Genomic DNA, 19,668 nt, shown 5'->3' on the forward strand with positions numbered 1-19,668 from the left:
GCGGCGGCAGGGTTCCGGGTATGTCGGCTCTGACGGCGCTGGGGGAGAGACGGGTCGCGGCGCGGATCGCGGGTGTCGCCGTGCTGTCGGTCCCGGCCGTGCTGCTGCGGCTGAGCGGCACGCATCCGGCTCCGGTCCTCGGAATGATCGCTTTCGGGGCCGGCGTGCTCGGCGCGGCCGTCCTGCTGATGTGGGCGGCCGAGACCGCGCGCCGCGACATGTCGGGATCGCTCGCGCTGGCCCTGCTCGCGCTGATCGCGGTGCTCCCCGAGTACGCCGTCGATCTCTACTACGCGTACGCCGCCGGTTCGAGGCCCGAGTACACCGCTTACGCCGCGGCGAACATGACCGGCGCGAACCGCCTGCTCGTCGGCGTCGGCTGGGCCCTGGTCGTCCTCGCGTTCACGCTGGGCACGCGCCGCCTCGTCCGCTCCCGTTCCCGTGCCGCGGGTGCGGAGGCGCGGGCCGGGACGGTGCGGTGGGACGTGTGGTTGCGGGGGCACCAGCGGATCGAGCTCGGGTTCCTGGCGGTCGCGGCCGTGGTCGCGTTCGTCCCCGCGCTCACCGGGGAGATCGGGTGGTACATCGCGATCATCCTGATCGCGCTCTATGTGCTCTACGTCCTGCGCATCTCCAGGACCGGCGAGCAGGACGAGGAGGAACCGGCCGGGGTCGCCGGCGTCCTCGCGGGGTTCCCCGCCCGGACGCGGCGCGTGACGACGGCGGTCCTGTTCGTCCTCGGCGCGCTGGTGATCTTCGCCTGCGCGGAGCCGTTCGCCGACGCGCTCGTGGACGCCGGTTCGTCGCTCGGCGTGGACCGCTTCCTGCTGGTGCAGTGGCTCGCGCCGCTGGCGTCCGAGGCGCCCGAGCTGATCGTCGCGGTCGTGTTCGCCTGGCGGCTGCGCGACGGGGACGCGATCGGAGCGCTCCTGTCCAGCAAGGTCAACCAGTGGACGCTGCTGGTCGGGACGCTCCCGATCGCCTACCGGCTGGGCGGCGGCGCGTGGTCGCTGCCGCTGGACTCGCGCCAGACCGAGGAGATGCTGCTGACCGCCGCGCAGACCGTCCTCGGCCTCGCGCTCCTCGTGGACCTGGTGTTCCGGCGGCGCGAGGCCCTGCTGCTGTTCGGTCTGTTCGTCGTGCAGTTCGTGCTGCCCTGGGAGAGCGCGCGGCTGTTCCTGTCGCTGATCTACCTCGCGCTCGGCTTCACCGTGCTGATGATGAAGTGGGACGCCCTGGCCGCGGCGATGCGGGTGGTCGTCCGCCCCGACGACGGACGCGCGCCCTCCTCCGGACGCGGGTCCCCACACGAACCCGAGCCCTGATTCGGACGCGAGTTCCCATCCGAGTGAGGCGACTTCTCAACCGAGTGAGGCGACCTCGAAGAAGCCGTCCGCGATCAGTTCGGGCAGGACGGCCGCGGCGTGCGCCCGGATCTGGTCCCCGTCCATGTCCATGAGCTGCGCGATGGCCTCCAGCAGCGGCGCGAGGGGCAGCGACCCGTCGCACACCCCGGCGAGGCCCGCCTCGGCGGTGCCGACGCCGGCGACGCGCCGCAGCCGGTTCGCCTGGCGCAGCAGGATCCGCTCGGGGTGCTCCTCGCCGGGCGACCCGATCTGCTCCTGGACGAGGCCGGGCGCGGACCGCAACCGGATCTGCTCCAGGCCGTCCGCTCGTCCACAGGCTGTGGAAAACTCTCGGGCCGCCTTGAGGCCGTCCAGGACGGAGCCCGCGTACGCGCCGACGGGCTGGTCCACCGCGTGCCGCAGCTCCTCGATTCGGACAGCCGGACGGTCATTTCCGCCCGACCGCAATGTGATCCAGCCGAAGCCGACGGCCTCGACCCGCCGGTCCTCGAAGTAGTCCAGCCACTCCTTGTAGCGGCGGCCATGCTCCGGCGTCCCCGCCTCCGCGGAATCCCGCAGCCACAGTTCGGCGTACTCCCCCGGATCCTGGACGTCCCGCTGCACGACCCACGCGTCGCAGCCGGACGCCTCGACCCACGCCCCGACCCGCTCCTCCCACGGTTCCCCCTGCACATGCAGCCAGTTCGCGAGGAGCTGGACCGTGCCGCCCTCGGTCAGCAGCGCGGGCGCCTCGGTCACCAGACGGCGGCAGAACTCGTCTCCGTGCATGCCCGACTCGCGGTAGGTGAAGCCGCTTTCCGGCGGTCCGACGACGAACGGCGGGTTGGACACGATCAGATCGAAACGCCGGTCCCGGACAGGTTCCAGCAGCGATCCCTCGACCAGCTCGACGCCGTCCAGCCGGGACAGCGCGAAGCTCTTTTCGGCCAGCTCCAGAGCGCGCCGATTGACGTCCGTTGCGGTGATGCGCGCGGGTTTCGCCCGGATCGCCGGATCCGCCAGATGCAGCACCTGCACGCCGCATCCCGTGCCGAGATCCAGAACGTTATCCACAGGCCTGTGGACGACCAGGCGCGCCAGGCTGGTCGCCGCGCCGCCCGTCCCCACCACGTGATCCGGCCGCGGCAGCCGCCCCTCACCGGGCCGGACCTTGAGATCCGAGACCACGTACCCGAGATGCCCCGCCCCGCCCGCCGACCCGGCACCCGCTCCGGCGACCGACCCGGCACCCGACCCGGCGACCGCACCGGCGGCCGATCCGGCGAGCGACCCGGCGGCCGGCCCCGCAGCCGATCCGGCGACCGACTCGACGGGCTCGATGTGGAACGCGGGATACAGCTCGTCCGAATCCAGCGTCGCGAGCCCCGCGTCCACCAGATCCCCGGCGAAACCGGGCAACCGGGAGGCGGCGACCGGCGCCTGCAACCAGAACAGCCTGATCAGCTCGGCGAGCGGCGACCCGTCGGCGGTGGCCCGCAGCGCGGGCACGATCTCGTCCCGCGCCAGCGCCCCGCCGGCCACGGGCCCCAGCATCTCCCGCACACCCGCGACGGTGTACCCGACCTCTTCGAAACGGGCTCCGAGACGCCCCAGCGATTCACCCACCCGCCCATCCTCTCGTCCCGGCCCGGGACGGGACGCCCGCCCCGCCGATCACCGGCGCGGCCGGGACGGGCGAGGGAGCGGTCCGGTCAGCGACCGCTGAGGAAGGCGGTGATGCCCTGGTCCAGCGCGGCGGCGGCGCGCTGGCGGAAGGACGCGTCGGACATCTTCGCAGCGTCGCCCGGGTTCTGCATGTTGCCGCACTCGATGAAGATCTTCGGAACCGTGGACAGGTTGAGGCCGCCCAGGTCGTCGCGCTTGTCGAGCGCCTTCGTCCCGACGTAGGTGGAGTACGGGATGCCGGTGCCCGAGTGGTAGGCGTCGCGGACGGCCTCGCCCAGCCGCGCGGACGGCTCGACGATCTTGGTGTTGCCGCCGCCGGAGACCGGCAGCGGCTCGATGATGTGGAAGCCGTGGCCGGACTTCGGCGCGCCGTCCCCGTGGATGGAGATCGCCGCGTCCGCGTGCGCCCGGTTCCCGATCGCGGCGCGCTCGGTCACGCACGGGCCGACGCCCGTGTCGTTCTTCCTGGTCAACACGACCTTCGCGCCCTGCGCCTCCAGGAGCTTGCGCAGCCGCTTCGACACGTCCCAGGTGAAGGCGTGCTCGGTGTACCCGGACGCCGTCTGCGTGCCGGTCGTGTCGCACTCCTTGTGGCCGTTGCCCACGTCGACCTGCTTGTTGATCGCGGACGGCGCGCCGTCGTTCCCGCCGTTGTGGCCGGGATCGATCGCGATCGTCTTGCCGCGCAGCGATCCCGTCGCCGCCGACGGAGCGCCCGACGGCGGGGCCGACGGATCGCCGCCCGTCCCGCCGGACGCGGCCGGCGGCGACGCCGTCTCGGCGCCCGTCCGCGCCCGATCGTCCGACGACCCGCCCCCGCAGGCGGTCAGCGCCCCGAGACACAGGGCCATTCCCACCGCCACCGGGCCGCGCGCTGATGGAGTGCGCACCGAGCCGTCCTCTCGTAATGCTTCCGTGACCAACGACCATGCCAGTCTGCACACGACGTGGCGTTCGTCAAACGAAGTCCGCGAAAATCCGTGGCCGGACGCGGCTGGTCAGATGCCCCGCGGGGTCGCGAGCAGGGCCGCGAGTGCCCTGGCCTCGTCCGCGTCCAGGCCCAGGACCACGCGGGGACGCCCCCAGGGATGGTCGATGGAGTGGGCCACGTAGCTGGCGACGGACTCCGGGACCTGCTCGGCGAGCCCGCGCTGGTTGCGCCACTCCGACCAGGCGCGCTCCAACTCGTCAGCGGCTCGCTGCGCGCACGACACCAATTCCGGATCACGCACGGAAACCCGACCCCCCTCGGTGAACCTGACCTTCCCCGTCTCCGTCCGGCGCGGTCCCCGGACGGCCTGGCCTCCCCTCGAGCACCGGCCCGGATCCGCGGTTCCTCCTGACCCGCCGAACGGCGCAACCATTAACCACCGGACGGCTCGGCGCGAGCGACCGATCGCGGCAGGCTTGGCCAGCCCCTTACCGGGGGGCCACCACATCGGGATGATGATCGACCTGCCCGCTACCGGGCGATGAACGACGGGCGGGGCGACCGCGGGGGGCGTCGCGCGCCGCCGCCCCAGGGCGGGGTCCCGGCCCTGAAGGACGAGGTCACAGGGCCGGGACGGGCCCCGTGGACGAGCGGACGACCAGGTGCGGCACGACCAGGTTCTGCCGCGCCAGCCGCGCCGGATCGCCGATCCGGGCGGTGAGCAGCTCGGCCGCCACGCGGCCCATGTCGCGGCGCGGCTGGTTCACGCTCGTGAGCGAGATGTGCCGGATCGCCGCGAGATGGGTGTTGTCGTAGCCGACGATCGAGACCTTCTCCGGGACGGGCAGGTGCAGCTCGTCCGCCGCCGACAGCGCGCCGGTCGCGACCAGGTCGTTCGGCGCGAAGATCGCGGTGGGCCGGTGCGGGCGGGCCAGCAGCGTGCGCGCCGCCCGGTAGCCGCCCTCCTCGGTGAAGTCGCCCGGCTCGACCACGATCTCGTCGGCCAGGCCGTGCCGGCGCATCGCCTTCTCGTAGCCCGCGCGCCGGTAGCGGGCCGTGGTCGAGCGCGCGCCCTCGATGTGCGCGATGCGCCGGTGCCCGAGCTCGACCAGGTGGTCCACCGCGAGCGACGCGCCGAGCTCGTCGTCGTCCACGACGATGTCCACGCCCTGGACGTCCCGCTCGCCGACGACCACGACCGGGACGGACGACGCCGCCTCCTTCAGCGACTCCGGCACGACGCTGAGCAGCACCAGGCCGTCCACCCGCATCTCCAGGAACGCCTCGACGGCCTCGGCCTCGAACAGCGGGTCCCAGCGGCCGGACCCGACGAGCATGCGCAGGCCCGCGCCGTGCAGCGACTCCTGCAACCCGTCCAGGAACTCGGCGAAGAACGGGTTGTGCAGGTCGGCGACGATCGCGCCGATCAGCCGGGTGCGGCCCTCGACCAGGCTGCGCGCGACCGCGTTCGGCCGGTAGCCGAGCTCGCGCGCCGCCTGCAGGACGGCCTGCCGCCTGCGTTCGCTCACGTGCGGCGAGCCGCGCATGACCAGCGACACCAGCGATTTGGACACCCCGGCGCGCTCGGCCACGTTGCGGATCGTCGGTTTGGGCGCGGGCAGGGGCATGGCGCCCTCGCGCGGGAGCGGGATCGCCCTGCGCAGGTCACCGCCGCGCGGCGGGGTCGTTTCTCCGTCAGACATGGCACTCCGTCCGGGGGGCCTTGCGGGTCATGCCACTCACGGCGCGCCGGACGCACGGGCCGTCCGGAACACCGTCCTCGCTCGGGAGGAGATGCCATGATGCCTCGGCTTCGCCCGAATTCGGCGCAACAGTGAGTAACGGGCAGCCGCCAATCGGAGTTCAGGGCACCCTAACCCGGAGCGTTCTCGCCGTTTCCGCCCGTCACCGCCTCGCGGCCGCTCCGCGACGGCCCGGGAAAAGGACAGCCGCGGCGGCGCGACGCGCCCGTACCCGGCCCTCGGATACCCTTCCTGGGTGGCAGATCGTGCAGTGACCGGGGGCGGTCGGCGTCCGAACACCCGCGAGCGGCGCGCCGGCGGCGCCCGCCAGGGCCGGCGCCGGCTCAGCGTCGACGAACGCCGCGACGAGCTGATCGAGGCCGCGCTCCAGCTGTTCAGCACCCGCCCGCCCGAGGACGTGTCGATCGACGACGTCGCGGCGGCGGCGGGCGCCTCGCGCGCCCTCGTCTACCACTACTTCGGCGGCAAGTACGAGCTGTACCTCGCCGCCCTCGGCAACGCCGCCAGGAAGCTGTCGGTGCTGCTCGAACCGCCCACCGAGGGCACCCCGATCGACCGGCTCCGGGTCTCGCTGGAGCGCTACTTCGACTTCGTCGAGAGCCACGCCGCGGGCTTCACCGCGCTGCTGCGCGGCGGCCCGGCCGACCGCTCCGGCGAGGTCGGCGAGATCGTGGACGGCATCCGCCAGCTGCTGCTCGGCCGGATCCTCGCCGCGATGGACGTCGAGACCCCGACGCCCGTCCTGCGGATCACGCTGCGTTCCTGGATGGCCTCGGTCGAGACGGCCGGGCTCGACTGGCTGGAGAACCGCGACGTCACCCGTCCGGAGCTCGAACGCCTCCTGGTCGACCAGCTGATCGTCCTGCTGCACGTCGCGGGCCAGCACACCCCCGACATCGCCGCCCTCTTCGACCGCCTCGCCGAAGAGGAACTCGGCCCCGCCACCTGACCTCGTCACCGCGCCCCGGCACCTGCGCCAGCCGCCGCGGCCTCGGCCCCTGCCCTGACCCCCGGCACCTGCGCCAGCCCCCGGCCCCCGGCACATGCCCTTGCCCCCGGTCTCGGGCCCCGGCACATGTCCTGGTCCCCGGCACCTGCCCTCGGCCGCGATAGGTGATCCTGTCGCCGCGTCCCGGCAGGGTCACTCGATCGCTCTCGGTGAGGAGAACGTCACGAGGAGCGACAAGGTTCCGGGCATGGCGGATGTCCCGGCCGCCAGGCGAACGGGACATCCGTTTCGTACGGTGAGCGGCCCGAGACCGCGGTTCTCGGATGACCGCGGTGCCGGACCTCGGCCAGGAAGCGGCTGAACTCCCGCCAACGTGCGGACGGTACCGTTCAGCGGCCTCCTGGCCGCCCCCCTTGTTCTGCTGTACACGTCCGTCCGCGCCGAGGGTTCGGCGGGACGGCGCGCCTCATTCCGAGCGCTGCTGAGGGATTCCCGCGAGCAGTGCCCGCACCTCCGCCTCGCGGTAGCGCCGGTGCCCCCCCAGGGTGCGGATGGACGTGAGCTTCCCCGCCTTCGCCCACCTCGTCACCGTCTTGGGGTCGACACGGAACATCGTCGCCACCTCCGCCGGCGTGAGCAGCGGCTCGGCCTCGGGTGTACGTGCTGACATGTGTGCGGCCTCTCCTCCGTGGACCGAATGACAGCGATCCTGCGATTTGATCTCGCGCGGTCACTGATGTCCCCTATGGCCCGAAAGAGCCACTATGACATCACAACGTGTAACCTTGCCACCACTCATCGCAACAAGCAAGTACCTTTGCCACCCCTCGTAGGGATTCGTGTCGCATCCGTGTGGTCACTGGGTCACGCTCAGTGATTCTAGCGACACGTATAGTCGTATCGCGCAGGGATTCAGGAAATTTGTTCAGTTCGCCGTCTGCAGGGCCCGTACGGGCCGCCAGCGGGCGAGCAGGCGCTGGTACATCGCGACCGCCAGCTCGGCCTCTCCGCGCGCCGTCGCGGCGAGCGCGACGGCGGTCTCGCCGACCGAGTCGTCGGCCCGGAGCGCGGCGTCGTCCAGCAGGTGGACGAGCCCGCCGTAGTCGAGTTCCACCAGCGAGCGCGGATGGAAGCCGTCCAGCCAGGAGCCGAGCGCGGCGAGCCGTCCGGCGGCCGGCGCGACCGGTTCGCGGGCCTCCCCGCCGGGGCTCTCCCGGACGACGGGGAGCGCGGCGGCGATCCGGCGGCGCGCCTCCGCCATCGATGTGACGTAGATGAGAGTACGCGTCAACGAGGCCGTCGTCGGCCCACGTCGGGCGTGTTCACCCCGTTCGCCCGTTGAATCCCCGCCAGGAGCCGTCTCCGGCTCTCCTGCGGGCACCCCACCGGCCCCCGCCCCCGGACCTGCTCCCGTTCCGGGACCGGGCCCGGCTCCCGGTCCACCGCCCGGGGCAGCGGTCGTCGCGGTGCCCGTCCCGCGCGAGGCGAGGCCCGGCTCCTCCAGATGCCCGCGCGTCGCGCTCCGCCCGAGCAGCAGATACCGCTCGGCACGGTCGAACGGCACGAACCAGACGATCGGAACGTGCCAGGTACTCGTCTGGATGTACGGACGAAGCGTCCGTCCGGAATCCCGCCACTGCGCGAACGCCCGTTCGGCACGTTCCGCCTCGTCCGGCGGGACGAACGCGGCCGCGATCGAGACGGGCGTCTCCGCGCGGAACCGCTCGAACGCCAGCCACGACCGCAGCCGGGTCTGCCACGGGCACACGTAGATCATGTCGTCGGTCCGCCGGACGTAGGCGTCCCGGCACTCCAGCCGCGGCGCGACCTCGGGCGGGTAGCCGGCGAGGCGGCGCGCCGCGCGCCGGTGCTCGACCTCCAGCGCGTGGACGCGGCGGGGCCGCCGCCGCGAGTCGGCGTAGGCCGTCCACAGGGTCCGCGCCGGCTCCGGGAAGGCGGTAACCGGCTCATATACCCGTAGGTACGCGGCGTACGGAAACACCACCGCATCGTTACATGAGTCCGGCCGAAATGCGGGCGGCTTGGGGTGCGCGAGACGCGCGCGTTACCTCTTCGCGCCTGATCACGCCGTTCCACGCGTCCGCCGAGGCTCCCGGAACGTCCTCCGAACCCCGTTCACCCTCCGTGACGGCCCGCGTCCGGTGACGCCGCCGCATCCGTAGCGGCGATCTACCGCCCTGGTGACATCCACCACCTTTAGGCTGATCTCAAGACAGAGAGGAGGGCACTACCGTGCCTAATGTCTTCGGGTCGCCCCACAAGGGCGCCGAACCCCGACACGAGCAGGTCGTCTTCTGCCAGGACGAGGCCAGCGGCCTGCGCGCGATCATCGCGATCCACTCCACCGCCCTCGGCCCCGCCCTCGGCGGGACCCGCTTCTACCCCTACGCGTCGGAGGAGGAGGCCCTCACCGACGTGCTCAACCTGTCCCGCGGCATGTCCTACAAGAACGCGCTGGCGGGCCTCGACCTCGGCGGCGGCAAGGCCGTCATCATCGGCGACCCGGGGACCGACAAGTCCGAGGCGCTGCTCCGCGCCTACGGGCGGTTCGTCCAGTCGCTCAACGGCCGCTACATCACCGCCTGCGACGTGGGCACCTTCAGCCCCGACATGGACCTCGTCGCCCGCGAGTGCGAGTACGTCACCGGACGGACGGTCGAGCACGGCGGCGCGGGCGACTCCTCGATCCTGACCGCGTTCGGCGTCTTCCAGGGCATGCGGGCCGCCGCCGAGCACGTGTGGGGCTCGCCCACGCTGCGCGGCCGGCGGGTGGGAGTCGAAGGCGTCGGCAAGGTCGGCCACCGGCTCGTCGAGCACCTCCTGGAGGACGGCGCGGAGGTCGTGATCAGCGACGTGGACGAGGCCGCCGTCGCGCGCGTGCGCGAGCGGCACCCCGAGGTCTCCTCCGTCGCCGACGGCGCCGCGCTCGTCCGCGAGCCCATCGACGTCTACGCCCCCTGCGCCCTCGGCGGATCGCTGTCGGACGAGACCGTCGCCGCGCTCGCCGCGAAGATCGTCTGCGGCGCGGCCAACAACCAGCTCGCCCACCCCGGCATCGAGAAGCAGCTGGCCGACCGCGGCGTCCTCTACGCCCCCGACTACGTGGTCAACTCCGGCGGTGTGATCCAGGTCGCGGACGAGATCGAGGGCTTCGACTTCGACCGCGCCAAGGCAAGGGCGGCCCGGATCTTCGACACCACCGGGAAGATCTTCGCGCTGGCCGCCGAGGAGGGCGTGCCGCCCGCGGTGGCCGCCGACCGGCTGGCCGAGCGGCGCATGTCCGAGATCGGCCGCCTGCGCGGCATCCTGCTCTGACGGCCCGTCCGCCGGGGGGATCCGCCGCTTTCCGCGGCCGTCCTCCCGGCGGCCGGCGAGGGCTTCGCGGCCTCGCGCGCGGCCGCGTGTCGGGCCCGGAAGCGGCCTCGCGACCACCGCATACACTGGCCTCCTCCGCAACGGGCGTCTCCGCCACGGGCCGACGATGTACCGAGCCGGGCGCAAAACGGGTACGGTTGTATCCGTGACTGACGCATGGCTCATCAGGCATCGGTTCGTGTGGTACACGCGCGCGTTGATGGGCCCACGAAAGCCCTGACCATCGAGGGGGTCGAGCCAATGGGTCGCGGCCGAGCCAAGGCCAAGCAGGTAAAGGTTGCCAGGCAGCTCAAGTACAACGGCGCCAACACAGACCTCGACCGCCTGCAGAAAGAGCTGGGTGTTCCGGACAACTCTCCGGCCGACGACGCCTACGACGAGCTCGTGGAGAAGTACGCCGACTACGCGGACGACTACGAGGACCATCGCCGGAACGGTACCTCGGGTCACTGATCGGCCCTTTGCGCGACGCCACCGCCGGGACCTCCCGTCCCGCGCGGTGGCGTTCGCGCTTTTCGGCCCGATGCGACGAGCATCACATCCGGCCGTCGCGTCCTAGCGACGCGGCTCCGGCAGCGCCAGGGCGGCGTGCACGCCGGGCTCCGGAGCGCCCCCGATCTTGGGACCGGGCTTCAGCGTCGCGCTCCCCACGGCCTTGAGCATCGCGAGCGGCTCCCGCAGGTACCCGTTGATCGTCGCGTCGGTGCGTCCGCCGCCCATGCTCTGGTCGCCGACCCCGTACGCCTCGATCCCCGCCGCCCGGCACAGCGCGACCGCCCGCGGCAGATGGAACCGCTGCGTCACCACCGTCGCCCGCTCCACCCCGAAGATCTGCCGGGCCCGGACGCACGAGTCCCACGTGTCGAGCCCCGCGAAGTCCCGCACGATCCGGTCCTCGGGAATCCCCGCCCGCACGAGGTAGTCGCGCATGGTCGTCGGCTCGTCGTAGTCCTTGGTCGAGTTGTCCCCCGACACCAGCAGCACCTTGACCTTGCCGCGCCGGTACAGCTCAGCCGCCAGATCGAGCCTGCGCGCCAGCAGCGGCGAAGGCTGCCCGTTCGCGACCCCGGCCCCCAGCACCAGCGCCACCGGCGTCTCAGGCACGTCCTCGACACTCAGCCGGTACTTCGCCGTCTCCGCATAAGCCCACCCCGTGGGCAGCAGCGCGGCGAACGCCCCCAACCCGGCCAGCACCAGCAACGGCCCGCCCCGATGCCGCAACCGCCCCCGAACCCACCTGGCCGCCTGCCCAGCCCGCCCGCTCATCCGACTCCCACTCACACCCGATAAGACGATCACCACATCCCGAAGGTTCGCTCCCGCCGGCGACCGCCGGAAGCGGCCGCCTTCGTCGGCGACCGCGGGAAGCGGCCGCCTGCGCGATCTTCCGGCCAACGGACCGCCAGGATTCCCCAACAGTTTGCGCATTACACCTCTGAGGCAACACGAACCTCACTACCGTGACAGTTGCGCCTGGGCACCTCAGACGGAGCGCGGCGGCTGGCACCGGGCGTCCTCGTGGGCGGGGCGCCCTGACGGAGGAACGATGGTGGGAACTGGGCGCGTGGCCGCCTTCGACAGGCCGGGCCTGCTGCGTTTCGCGGGGCGGACGCACGAGGTCGTCTGGTTCAAGTCGTCGTCCAGCGGCGATTCCGAGTGCGTCGAGGTCGCGTCGCTGGACGCGCTCCGGTTCGTCCGCGACTCGACGGACGTGGACGGGCCGGTGGTGCCCTTCACCGCCGGTGACTGGACGGCCCTACTGGACGCCGTCCGCGGCCTTTGATCCGAGTCCCCTCCCCGGCCCGCCCGGCACAAGGGCGGATCTCGCGTCGAGGCGGGCGTCGGCTTCCATCGAGGCGATGACGTCCTCGACGAAGGCGGGCGTGCGCTCGGCCGGGAGCGCCAGCTGCCGGAGGTTCTCGAACGCCGCGCGGTAGTCGGTGACGCGGGTGTCGCGGTCCTGGACGGTGAGGTCCGAGCCGCCGACGTTCTCCTGGAACAGGACGTCGCTGAGCCGCGCGTCGTCGAACTCGAGGATCGTGAACTCGCCCATCATCCCGAAATGCGCTCCGGCGGAGAAGGGAATGACCTCCACCGAGACGTTCGGCCGTTCCAGCATGTCCAGGATGTGGCGGAGCTGCCGGGGCATGATGCCGGGATCGAACTGGCCGCCGACGCGGCGGCGCAGGACCGCCTCGTCCACGACCACCTTCAGCTGCGGCGGGTCGTCCCGGGCGAAGATCTCCTCCTGGCGGCGCATGCGGACCTCGACGACCACGTCGCGGTCGGCGCGCGACGACACGAACTCGATGGTCAGGGCGTTCGCGTACTCCTCGGTCTGGAGCAGCCCGGGCACCATCATCGTCTGGAAGCTGCGGATGATCGAAGCGCCCGACTCGTACCCGATGTACTGGAGATAGGCCGGTTTCATCTCCCGCCGGTAGAGCGACCACCAGCCGCGCTGCCGGGCACCGCGGGCGATCATGGTGAGGACGGCGACCTGCTCGTCGCCGTCCGGGAGGCCGTAGTGGCGCAGCAGGGCCTGCAGATCGGTCGTGGAGACGCCGACCGTGCCGCCCTCGATCCGGATGAGCTTGGACGTCGACCAGTCCAGGGCCGCCGCGACCTGGTCCTGCGTCTCTCCCCTCTCGACGCGGAGCCGCTGCAGCTCGCTGATCAGGATCGCCCGCTGGACCACCGGCCCGAGCACCGAAGCGTTCGCCATGCCGACCCCTCGTCCGGCGGCCGAGGGCCGGCTCCACGGATGACGACTCGGCCCCGACCGCCGACCTCTCTCGTTCCGAGTAAAACAGCGACGTGGCGGTCTGCCAAGTGGCAACCGGCGTTGTCCCTTTCTGGCAACTTCCCAATGGGCATTCGCCGAATGCGCTGTTGCAATCGGCGTCGTCGCCGACTGCTTCGACGCGGGCGGCGGCGACGCTCGCGGCACATCGGTCCCTTGCGCCCCGGGGGTGGCGCGGCGGTCGCCACTCTGCCAGGTGTCCGCCCGCCAGCACGCAGGTCGCAGCCGGACCGAGTGCAACGTCTCCGCGTGGCACCAGCCAAACGGGCACCCCGCCGATCTCCGGACGGCAAATTTCTTTACGGCAATCAGCCGAAATCAGATGCCATTTCCCAGTGGGTGCACAATTGCTTTAGGGGGGAGATCATGTTTCCGAACGAGAAAGGCGTCGCGACGAACATGAGCACACAGCCCGCCGACCGGGAGGCGATCCGCACCCGACTCTCCGCCCGGGCACCGATCCAGGCCGCCGCCTCGGGGCCGGCCCTCGGGACGCTGTTCCCGCCGCCCGCGCCCGCACCCGAATTCGCCGCGCACCCCGCCACCGACGTTCTCGCGTCCGCGCCCGAAGCCCCCGCATCCCATGGCGCATCCAGCGTCACCGCCCCGGTGACGGCTCCGCCGTCCGACGCCGCGGCTCCTGTGACGGCTCCGCCGTCCGGCGTCACCGGGCCTGTGGCAGCTCCGCCGTCCGGCGTCACCGCTTCCGTGTCCGCTCCGCCGTCCGAGGTCACGGCTCCCGTCGCGCGTCCCGCGTCCGCCATTGGCGCGCAGTACGCCTCCGATGTCGTGGCTCCCGGCCCGAATCCCGCGATCGGAGGATGGGCCGCTTACCGGACGGCCGATCCCACGACGGCCGGGTTCGCCGGGAACGTGACGCGCGTCTACACCACGATGATCGCCGTCGACATCGTCGCCTTCACCGACCGCCGGCGGGACGAGGAGATCCGGCGGCACCTGCGCCACCGCCTGTACGAACAGTTGCGGGAGGCGTTCGCGATGACGCTCCTGCCCTGGGACGCCTGCTATCGCGAGGACCGGGGCGACGGCGCCCTCGTCATCGTCCCGCCGGACGTCCCGCCCCACCTCCTGCTGGACCCGCTCGCCCACCACCTGCTGGCGATGCTCCGGCGAGGCAACCGGTTCGCCAGCGAGCCCGCCCGGATGCGGCTGCGGCTGGCCTCCCATTCCGGACATGTCGAGACCGACGACCACGGGGTGGTCGGCGCCGCCGTGAACCACCTGTTCCGGCTGGTGGACGCGCCGCTCTTCCGCGAGGCGGCCACCGGGTCGAGCGCCGAGCTCAGCATGATCGTCTCGCAGCGCCTGTACGAGGAGGTGCTCGCCAGCCGGAGCATCCTCTTCCCCGAGCTCTACCGGCAGGTCGAGATCAGCTGCAAGGAGACCACCGCCCGGGGATGGATCTGGCTGTCCCCGGGCGCATGCCCTTGTGGCGTGGAGGACGGTCCCGCTCAGGCGTAGACGGACTTTCCGGTACCCGGAACGGTCTCGCCCAGAACCCAGGACGGGACACCACGGCTGTTGAGGAGGTCGATCGCGGCGTCGGCGTCGTCGGGGGCGACGATGGCGACCATGCCGACGCCGAGGTTGAACGTCTTGTCCATCTCCTGCTCGGGGACGTCGCCGTGCGCGCGGAGGATCTCGAAGATCGGCGGGACCGTCCAGGAGTCGCGGCGCAGGACGGCGTCCACCGTGTCCGGCAGCGAGCGGGCCAGGTTGGCGGTCAGGCCGCCGCCGGTGATGTGCGCGAACGCGCGGACGCCGCCGACCTCCGCGACGAGGGCGAGCATGTCCCTGGCGTAGATGCGGGTCGGGGTCAGCAGCTCCTCGCCGAGGGTGCGGTCCAGCTCGTCCGGGCGCGACTCGATCGTCAGGTCGCTGTGCGCGAGGATGTGCCTGACCAGCGAGTACCCGTTGGAGTGGATCCCGGACGAGGCCATCGCGATCACCGCGTCGCCCGCACGGACCCGGTCCGGGCCGAGGATCTCGGACGCCTCGACGACGCCGGTGCCCGCGCCCGCGACGTCGAACTCGTCGGCGCCGAGGAGGCCGGGGTGCTCGGCGGTCTCGCCGCCGACCAGGGCCGCGCCCGCGAGCGCGCAGCCCTCGGCGATGCCGCCCACGATGTCGGCGATCCGCTCCGGGACGACTTTTCCACAGGCGATGTAGTCGGTCATGAACAGCGGCTCGGCGCCGCACACCGCCAGGTCGTCCAGGACCATCCCGACCAGGTCGTGCCCGATCGTGTGGTAGATCCCCAGGCGGCGGGCCAGGTCCACCTTCGTGCCGACGCCGTCGGTCGAGGTCGCCAGCAGCGGCCGCCGGTACTTCAGGAAGGCCGAGGCGTCGAACAGGCCCGCGAAGCCGCTGGCGTCGTCCACGACCTCGGGACGGCGCGACCGCGCCACCCGCGCCTTCATCAGCTCCACGGCGCGCTCGCCCGCCGCGATGTCCACTCCGGCCGCCTCGTACGAGGTGCTCATGATCCCCCCGGCCCGCCGCGCGGCGGGTCGTCTCCTCGGCCCGCCCTGTCCGCGGACCTCGTCCTCCACCCGCGCGTCCACGGGCTCCTACACCCGCACGCTACGGCGGGACGATGCGGGCGCGCACACCCGCGTTCCAACACGGGCACCCACGCCCGCAGACTCCACGGACACCAACACCCGCAGACCAGCACGGACAGCGACGTCCGCAGAGCACCACGGACACCAGCGCCCGCGGACCAGCACGGGCGCCAACGCCCGCAGACTCCACGGACACCAGCGCCCGTCGATCACTACGGTCCCACGCCCCCCGTGTCGAGCAGGCACCCTGCGAGTCGGTGCCGGGTCGCGTCCGGGAGGCGGGGCGCAGGATCAGCGGCGGATGGTCTCCAGGAGGTGCTTGCCGCGGGCGTCCTCCTCGACGGGGATCGGGTAGACGCCGTCGAAGCAGGCGCGGCAGAGGCGGTCCTTGCGGATCCGGGACGCGGCGATCAGTTCGTCCAGGGAGATGAAGCCGAGCGAGTCCGCGCCGATCGAGTCGCGGATGCCCTCGACGTCCAGGTTCCCGGCGATCAGCTCGGCGCGGGTGGCGAAGTCGATGCCGTAGAAGCAGGGCCAGGCGACCGGCGGGCTGGAGATCCGCACGTGCACCTCGGCGGCGCCGGCGTCGCGGAGCAGCGCCACGACCTGCCGCTGGGTGTTGCCGCGCACGATCGAGTCGTCCACGACGACCAGGCGCTTGCCCTCGATCGCCTCGCGCAGCGGGTTCAGCTTCAGCCGGATGCCGAGCTGGCGGATCGTCTGCGACGGCTGGATGAACGTCCGGCCGACGTAGGAGTTCTTGACCAGGCCCTGCCCGTAGGGGATGCCGGACGCCTCGGCGTAGCCGATCGCGGCGGGCGTTCCCGACTCCGGGGTCGGGATGACCATGTCGGCCTCGACCGGGTGCTCGGCGGCGAGGCGGCGGCCGACCTCGACCCGCGTCGCCTGGACGGACCGTCCGGCGATCGTGGTGTCGGGACGCGCCAGGTAGACGTACTCGAACAGGCAGCCCTTGGGGTCGGCGGCGGCGAACCGCTCGGACCGGACGCCGCCGGCGTCGATCGCGACCAGCTCGCCCGGCTCGATCTCCCGGACGAACCGGGCGCCGACGATGTCGAGCCCGGCGGTCTCGGACGCGACGACCCAGCCGCCGTTCTCCTCCAGCGAGCCCAGCACCAGCGGCCGGATGCCCTCCGGGTCGCGCGCCGCGTACAGGGTGTGCTCGTCCATGAAGACCAGCGAGAACGCGCCGCGCGTGACCGGGAGGATCTCGCGCGCCGCCGCCATCGGGCCGCCCTCGCGGGTCGCGAGCAGCGCCGTCAGGACCTCGGTGTCGGTCGTGGCGGTGAGCGCCCCGCCCTCCAGCCGGGAGGCCAGCTCGGGGGTGTTGATCAGGTTGCCGTTGTGCGTGAGGGCCAGCCCGCCGTGCTCGGTGGAGCGGAACGTGGGCTGGGCGTTCTCCCAGGTCGGGGAGCCGGTGGTGGAGTACCGGCAGTGTCCGACCGCGAGGTGGCCGCGCAGCGTGTTCAGCACCGACTCGTCGAAGACCTGGGCGACCAGGCCCATGTCCTTGTACACGACGATCCGGGAGCCGTCGCTGACCGCGATGCCCGCCGACTCCTGCCCGCGGTGCTGCAGCGCGTACAGGCCGTAGTAGGTGAGTTTGCTGACCTCCGCCCTGGCGGCCTGGTCCGGTGGGACCCAGACGCCGAACACACCGCAGGCGTCCTGCGGCGGGCGGTCGGAGGGATCGATGTCATGGCTCAGTCGTCCATCACCGAGAGGCACGCTGGCCAGTCTAAAGGCCTGTCCGTTCTGCTCTGATCGGCGGAGTCCTTAATCGGGCTTTGCCTGTCCACGGCTCGGCCGGGAGGTCCGGCGCGCAAGTGTTGGACGACGACTTCACGGGGAGGGAAGTGCCGATGACCATGCCGGGGTACCAGACGCGGACGCCGCCGAAGGCGCCGGAACGGCGCGGCCTCGCGACGGCGTCCCTGGTCCTCGGGCTCGTCGGCCTCCCCTGCCTGCTGCTGTGCGGGCTCGGGCTCGCGGCGGCGCTCGTGGGCCTCGTCCTGGGCGTGGTGGCGGCCACTCGCGGGCAGCCGCGGCACCTGGCGATCGCGGGGATCATCTGCTCGGCGGTGACACTCGCGGTCGGGACGGTGGCGCTGGTGTGGCTGCTGAGCAAGGCCGCCGGGTGCGCCGACACCTCCCGGTATCCGGACGACTATGCGCGACGGCAGTGCATCGACCGCGAGTTCCCGTTCACCCACGGGTCCGAGGCCGACGAATCGGACACCTATGTGAGATAGAATACGCTCGGGCCGGAAGCGGTGGCTTCGGTGACCGGCGTCGCTTCGAGGTCGTTTCCAGGACGGTTCGGGCGTCGCTTCGGAGTCGTTTTCGGGACGATTCAGGCGTCACCTCGGAGTCGCTTTCGGGACGGTTCGGGCGTCGCTTCGGAGTCGTTTTCGGGACGGTTCGGGCGTCGCTTCGGAGTCGTTTTCGGGACGATTCAGGCGTCACCTCAGGACGGTTCGGGCGTCGCGAGGGCTCGGACGGTCCGCTCGTCCAGCGCCGCCGAGTAGACGCGGACGTCGGCCAGCAATCCCGACATGCCGAGCTTTCCCGGCTCGGCGCCCAGGGAGAGCGGCCCGCTCGGCGTCACGACGGGATGCTCTAGCGGAATGGCCACATCGAGCTTGCCGTCCACATACAGGAACATGCCCTGCGTATCGACGGCGAAGGCCAGGTGCGACCACTCGCCCAGCTTCAGACGGGCGTGGCTGTCCATGTACTCGGGGCCCTTGATCGTGAAGAGCTGGACGCGCAGGCGCATGGCGTCCGGATGCAGCCAGACGCCGATCGCACGCGCATCACCCTCCGCGACCGACTTGAACAGGAGCGCACGCCACTCCCCCGTGGGCCCCTCCGAGACGCTCACATGGAACGCCACGGTGAAGCCGAAGACTTGGCTGAGCGCCAGTTGCGGGACGGCGGGAACGATCGCCCGCCCGCCCGTCCCGTCGAACGCCAGCGCCTCGCCGTCACGCCCCGGGACGATCCGAACACCCTCGTCGAGAGTCATCGCGAGACCGCCGCCCGTGGCGTCGGTCACCCGCCGTCCGTCGATGTCCTCGACCTCGAAGCTCCAGTGCGCGACGAGCACGGCGCCCACCTCCTCACCGCGTACGGGCGCGGCGTCCGGGCGTGATCGGTGCCCTCCACCGTCGCAGCGCCCGCCGCCCCGAGCAAGACCCAACACCCGCGGAACCACCTTCACCGGGCGGCGAGCCCCGCGTCGCTTCACCACCCCGAGCCGTCCCTGACCTGCCGCTGACCTGCGGTTCGCCGTCCGCTCGCCCGCCCGCGAGATGGCCGGTCGACTCCGGCAGATGGACGGTCGCCCGCGTCGGCGATGGACGCAGTGCACGACAGCCCCCTCCGCCTCCGGAGTTTGAAATTCGGCCCCAACGTTTCGGAGGCGTCGCTCGTTTAGGTAGGTGGAAGGGGGAGCTGGTCGGACAGGTCCGCACGGGACCCGCTGGCCCGAACACGACGATCGCGGAGAGCGTCGTCCCAGGACAGGTCGCCCAGGGCGAGGGCGATCCAGGTGTCCGCGTCCATCTCGACCACGTTGGGCGGCGTGCCTCGGGTGTGATGCGGGCCCTCGATCGCCTGGACGGCCGCGTGCGGCGGGACGCGGACCTCCACCGACCGTCCGGGGGCGAGTTCGGCGAGCCGGTCGAGCAGCAGCCGGACGGCGCCGGTGACGATCGGTCGCGCGGGTTCGACTCCCGCCGCGCGTGCGGCGAGGAGCGTGTCGAGCGCGGCACGACGCAGGGCCGGGGCCTCGTCCGGGCCGGTGTAGGCGGGCAACCCGAGCAGGGCTCGCTGGTCGTCCAGCAGTTCGCGGGTCAGAGGTTTGCGCGGCATCGCCGCCGACGCTATCCGAAACCCCGTCCGGACGACCTCGCACCGCGCGGCACCGCCGGATCCAAGCGCGCCGGCGCACGACCGCCCCCGCCAACAAGGGCGTGCCCGCGCGGACCTCGGTAGCGACCGCGTTCCGCTCCGCTACCCCGGCCGCAAAGGATGCAGCCCCGCCACCGCGGGCACGGCGGGCGAGGCTGCTCACCGGCCGCGGCGTGAGTGTGACGAAACGGGCGGCGGGCGCGCTTGCGCTGGTGACGGATCGGGTGCGGTCGTCTCCGCCGCGCCATCGTCCGGCAACCGGTAGAAAGGGAC

At 72.1% G+C, this 19,668-nt stretch carries 19 protein-coding genes; 7 read left to right on the forward strand and 12 right to left on the reverse strand.

Annotated features, from left to right (window positions below; all coding sequences use genetic code 11):
• Nucleotides 1-20: 20 nt before the first annotated feature.
• Nucleotides 21-1,325: a sodium:proton exchanger gene (locus ACFPCY_RS34005; protein WP_378262195.1), complete on the forward strand. Its 1,305-nt coding sequence runs from the start codon at nt 21-23 to the stop codon at nt 1,323-1,325.
• 36 nt (nt 1,326-1,361) lie between these two features.
• Here ACFPCY_RS34005 and ACFPCY_RS34010 read toward each other — a convergent pair whose 3' ends face one another.
• From ACFPCY_RS34010 to ACFPCY_RS34025, 4 genes are all read right to left on the reverse strand, one after another.
• Nucleotides 1,362-2,900, reverse strand: coding sequence for a methyltransferase (locus ACFPCY_RS34010; protein ID WP_465251246.1), 1,539 nt, complete (start codon nt 2,898-2,900; stop codon nt 1,362-1,364).
• Nucleotides 2,901-3,058: 158 nt separating this feature from the next.
• On the reverse strand, nt 3,059-3,922 hold the full coding sequence (locus ACFPCY_RS34015; protein ID WP_378262199.1) for an N-acetylmuramoyl-L-alanine amidase: 864 nt from the start codon (nt 3,920-3,922) through the stop codon (nt 3,059-3,061).
• 108 nt (nt 3,923-4,030) lie between these two features.
• Complete coding sequence (locus ACFPCY_RS34020; RefSeq protein WP_378262201.1) at nt 4,031-4,264, reverse strand: hypothetical protein; 234 nt, start codon at nt 4,262-4,264, stop codon at nt 4,031-4,033.
• A gap of 319 nt (nt 4,265-4,583) precedes the next feature.
• On the reverse strand, nt 4,584-5,591 hold the full coding sequence (locus tag ACFPCY_RS34025) for a LacI family DNA-binding transcriptional regulator (RefSeq protein WP_378262692.1): 1,008 nt from the start codon (nt 5,589-5,591) through the stop codon (nt 4,584-4,586).
• Between the two features lie 370 nt (nt 5,592-5,961).
• On the opposite strand from ACFPCY_RS34025, the gene ACFPCY_RS34030 reads away from it, so the two are divergent.
• Nucleotides 5,962-6,675: a TetR family transcriptional regulator gene (locus ACFPCY_RS34030; protein WP_378262203.1), complete on the forward strand. Its 714-nt coding sequence runs from the start codon at nt 5,962-5,964 to the stop codon at nt 6,673-6,675.
• Between the two features lie 466 nt (nt 6,676-7,141).
• Here the strand turns inward: ACFPCY_RS34030 and bldC are convergent, their stop codons facing one another.
• Nucleotides 7,142-7,345 carry a developmental transcriptional regulator BldC gene (gene bldC / locus ACFPCY_RS34035; protein ID WP_012850682.1) on the reverse strand — a complete coding sequence of 68 codons (204 nt, stop codon included), beginning with the start codon at nt 7,343-7,345 and terminating at the stop codon, nt 7,142-7,144.
• Between the two features lie 255 nt (nt 7,346-7,600).
• Nucleotides 7,601-8,680, reverse strand: a complete 1,080-nt coding sequence (locus ACFPCY_RS34040) for a DUF8083 family protein (RefSeq protein ID WP_378262205.1) — start codon at nt 8,678-8,680, stop codon at nt 7,601-7,603.
• Between the two features lie 248 nt (nt 8,681-8,928).
• On the opposite strand from ACFPCY_RS34040, the gene ACFPCY_RS34045 reads away from it, so the two are divergent.
• Together ACFPCY_RS34045 and ACFPCY_RS34050 are read left to right on the forward strand one after the other, a co-directional pair.
• Nucleotides 8,929-10,011, forward strand: a complete 1,083-nt coding sequence (locus tag ACFPCY_RS34045) for a Glu/Leu/Phe/Val family dehydrogenase (protein ID WP_378262207.1) — start codon at nt 8,929-8,931, stop codon at nt 10,009-10,011.
• A gap of 300 nt (nt 10,012-10,311) precedes the next feature.
• Nucleotides 10,312-10,524: a DUF3073 domain-containing protein gene (locus ACFPCY_RS34050; RefSeq protein ID WP_378262694.1), complete on the forward strand. Its 213-nt coding sequence runs from the start codon at nt 10,312-10,314 to the stop codon at nt 10,522-10,524.
• Nucleotides 10,525-10,626: 102 nt separating this feature from the next.
• Here the strand turns inward: ACFPCY_RS34050 and ACFPCY_RS34055 are convergent, their stop codons facing one another.
• The gene (locus ACFPCY_RS34055) at nt 10,627-11,337 is read right to left on the reverse strand and encodes a SanA/YdcF family protein (protein WP_378262209.1); all 711 of its coding nucleotides are present in this window, start codon (nt 11,335-11,337) and stop codon (nt 10,627-10,629) included.
• Nucleotides 11,338-11,617: 280 nt separating this feature from the next.
• Here ACFPCY_RS34055 and ACFPCY_RS34060 point away from each other — a divergent pair, with 280 nt between their 5' ends.
• Nucleotides 11,618-11,854 carry a DUF397 domain-containing protein gene (locus ACFPCY_RS34060; protein WP_378262211.1) on the forward strand — a complete coding sequence of 79 codons (237 nt, stop codon included), beginning with the start codon at nt 11,618-11,620 and terminating at the stop codon, nt 11,852-11,854.
• Here ACFPCY_RS34060 and ACFPCY_RS34065 read toward each other — a convergent pair.
• Entirely contained in the window at nt 11,828-12,796 is a 969-nt protein-coding gene (locus tag ACFPCY_RS34065; RefSeq protein WP_378262213.1) for a helix-turn-helix domain-containing protein, read from the reverse strand. The two genes, ACFPCY_RS34060 and ACFPCY_RS34065, sit on opposite strands and share 27 nt — an antisense overlap.
• A 477-nt stretch (nt 12,797-13,273) precedes the next feature.
• Here ACFPCY_RS34065 and ACFPCY_RS34070 point away from each other — a divergent pair, with 477 nt between their 5' ends.
• Nucleotides 13,274-14,356 (forward strand): hypothetical protein, encoded by a 1,083-nt coding sequence (locus tag ACFPCY_RS34070; RefSeq protein ID WP_378262215.1) that lies wholly within the window; start codon nt 13,274-13,276, stop codon nt 14,354-14,356.
• Here ACFPCY_RS34070 and purM read toward each other — a convergent pair.
• Nucleotides 14,347-15,378, reverse strand: a complete 1,032-nt coding sequence (purM, locus tag ACFPCY_RS34075; RefSeq protein ID WP_378262696.1) for a phosphoribosylformylglycinamidine cyclo-ligase — start codon at nt 15,376-15,378, stop codon at nt 14,347-14,349. The genes ACFPCY_RS34070 and purM overlap by 10 nt on opposite strands.
• 372 nt (nt 15,379-15,750) lie before the next feature.
• Nucleotides 15,751-17,208, reverse strand: coding sequence for an amidophosphoribosyltransferase (gene purF / locus ACFPCY_RS34080; protein ID WP_378262217.1), 1,458 nt, complete (start codon nt 17,206-17,208; stop codon nt 15,751-15,753).
• Between the two features lie 134 nt (nt 17,209-17,342).
• Here purF and ACFPCY_RS34085 point away from each other — a divergent pair, with 134 nt between their 5' ends.
• Nucleotides 17,343-17,732: a hypothetical protein gene (locus tag ACFPCY_RS34085; RefSeq protein WP_378262219.1), complete on the forward strand. Its 390-nt coding sequence runs from the start codon at nt 17,343-17,345 to the stop codon at nt 17,730-17,732.
• A 215-nt stretch (nt 17,733-17,947) separates the two neighbouring features.
• On the opposite strand, the gene ACFPCY_RS34090 is transcribed toward ACFPCY_RS34085, so the two are convergent.
• Entirely contained in the window at nt 17,948-18,589 is a 642-nt protein-coding gene (locus tag ACFPCY_RS34090) for a LamG domain-containing protein (protein ID WP_378262221.1), read from the reverse strand.
• 326 nt (nt 18,590-18,915) lie between these two features.
• Nucleotides 18,916-19,356: a sterol carrier family protein gene (locus ACFPCY_RS34095; protein WP_378262223.1), complete on the reverse strand. Its 441-nt coding sequence runs from the start codon at nt 19,354-19,356 to the stop codon at nt 18,916-18,918.
• Nucleotides 19,357-19,668 lie beyond the last annotated feature (312 nt).

It is taken from the genome of Actinomadura gamaensis, assembly GCF_042652125.1.
Taxonomy (GTDB): domain Bacteria; phylum Actinomycetota; class Actinomycetes; order Streptosporangiales; family Streptosporangiaceae; genus Spirillospora; species Spirillospora gamaensis.

Coding starts and splice junctions, on each gene's coding strand:
- ACFPCY_RS34005 (WP_378262195.1), top strand. CDS start 21: ATGTCGGCTCTGACGGCGCTGGGGGAGAGACGGGTCGCGGCGCGGATC.
- ACFPCY_RS34010 (WP_465251246.1), bottom strand. CDS start 2,900: ATGCTGGGGCCCGTGGCCGGCGGGGCGCTGGCGCGGGACGAGATCGTG.
- ACFPCY_RS34025 (WP_378262692.1), bottom strand. CDS start 5,591: ATGCCCCTGCCCGCGCCCAAACCGACGATCCGCAACGTGGCCGAGCGC.
- bldC (WP_012850682.1), bottom strand. CDS start 7,345: ATGTCAGCACGTACACCCGAGGCCGAGCCGCTGCTCACGCCGGCGGAG.
- ACFPCY_RS34050 (WP_378262694.1), top strand. CDS start 10,312: ATGGGTCGCGGCCGAGCCAAGGCCAAGCAGGTAAAGGTTGCCAGGCAG.
- ACFPCY_RS34055 (WP_378262209.1), bottom strand. CDS start 11,337: ATGAGCGGGCGGGCTGGGCAGGCGGCCAGGTGGGTTCGGGGGCGGTTG.
- ACFPCY_RS34060 (WP_378262211.1), top strand. CDS start 11,618: ATGGTGGGAACTGGGCGCGTGGCCGCCTTCGACAGGCCGGGCCTGCTG.
- ACFPCY_RS34065 (WP_378262213.1), bottom strand. CDS start 12,796: ATGGCGAACGCTTCGGTGCTCGGGCCGGTGGTCCAGCGGGCGATCCTG.
- ACFPCY_RS34070 (WP_378262215.1), top strand. CDS start 13,274: ATGAGCACACAGCCCGCCGACCGGGAGGCGATCCGCACCCGACTCTCC.
- purM (WP_378262696.1), bottom strand. CDS start 15,378: ATGAGCACCTCGTACGAGGCGGCCGGAGTGGACATCGCGGCGGGCGAG.
- ACFPCY_RS34085 (WP_378262219.1), top strand. CDS start 17,343: ATGACCATGCCGGGGTACCAGACGCGGACGCCGCCGAAGGCGCCGGAA.
- ACFPCY_RS34095 (WP_378262223.1), bottom strand. CDS start 19,356: ATGCCGCGCAAACCTCTGACCCGCGAACTGCTGGACGACCAGCGAGCC.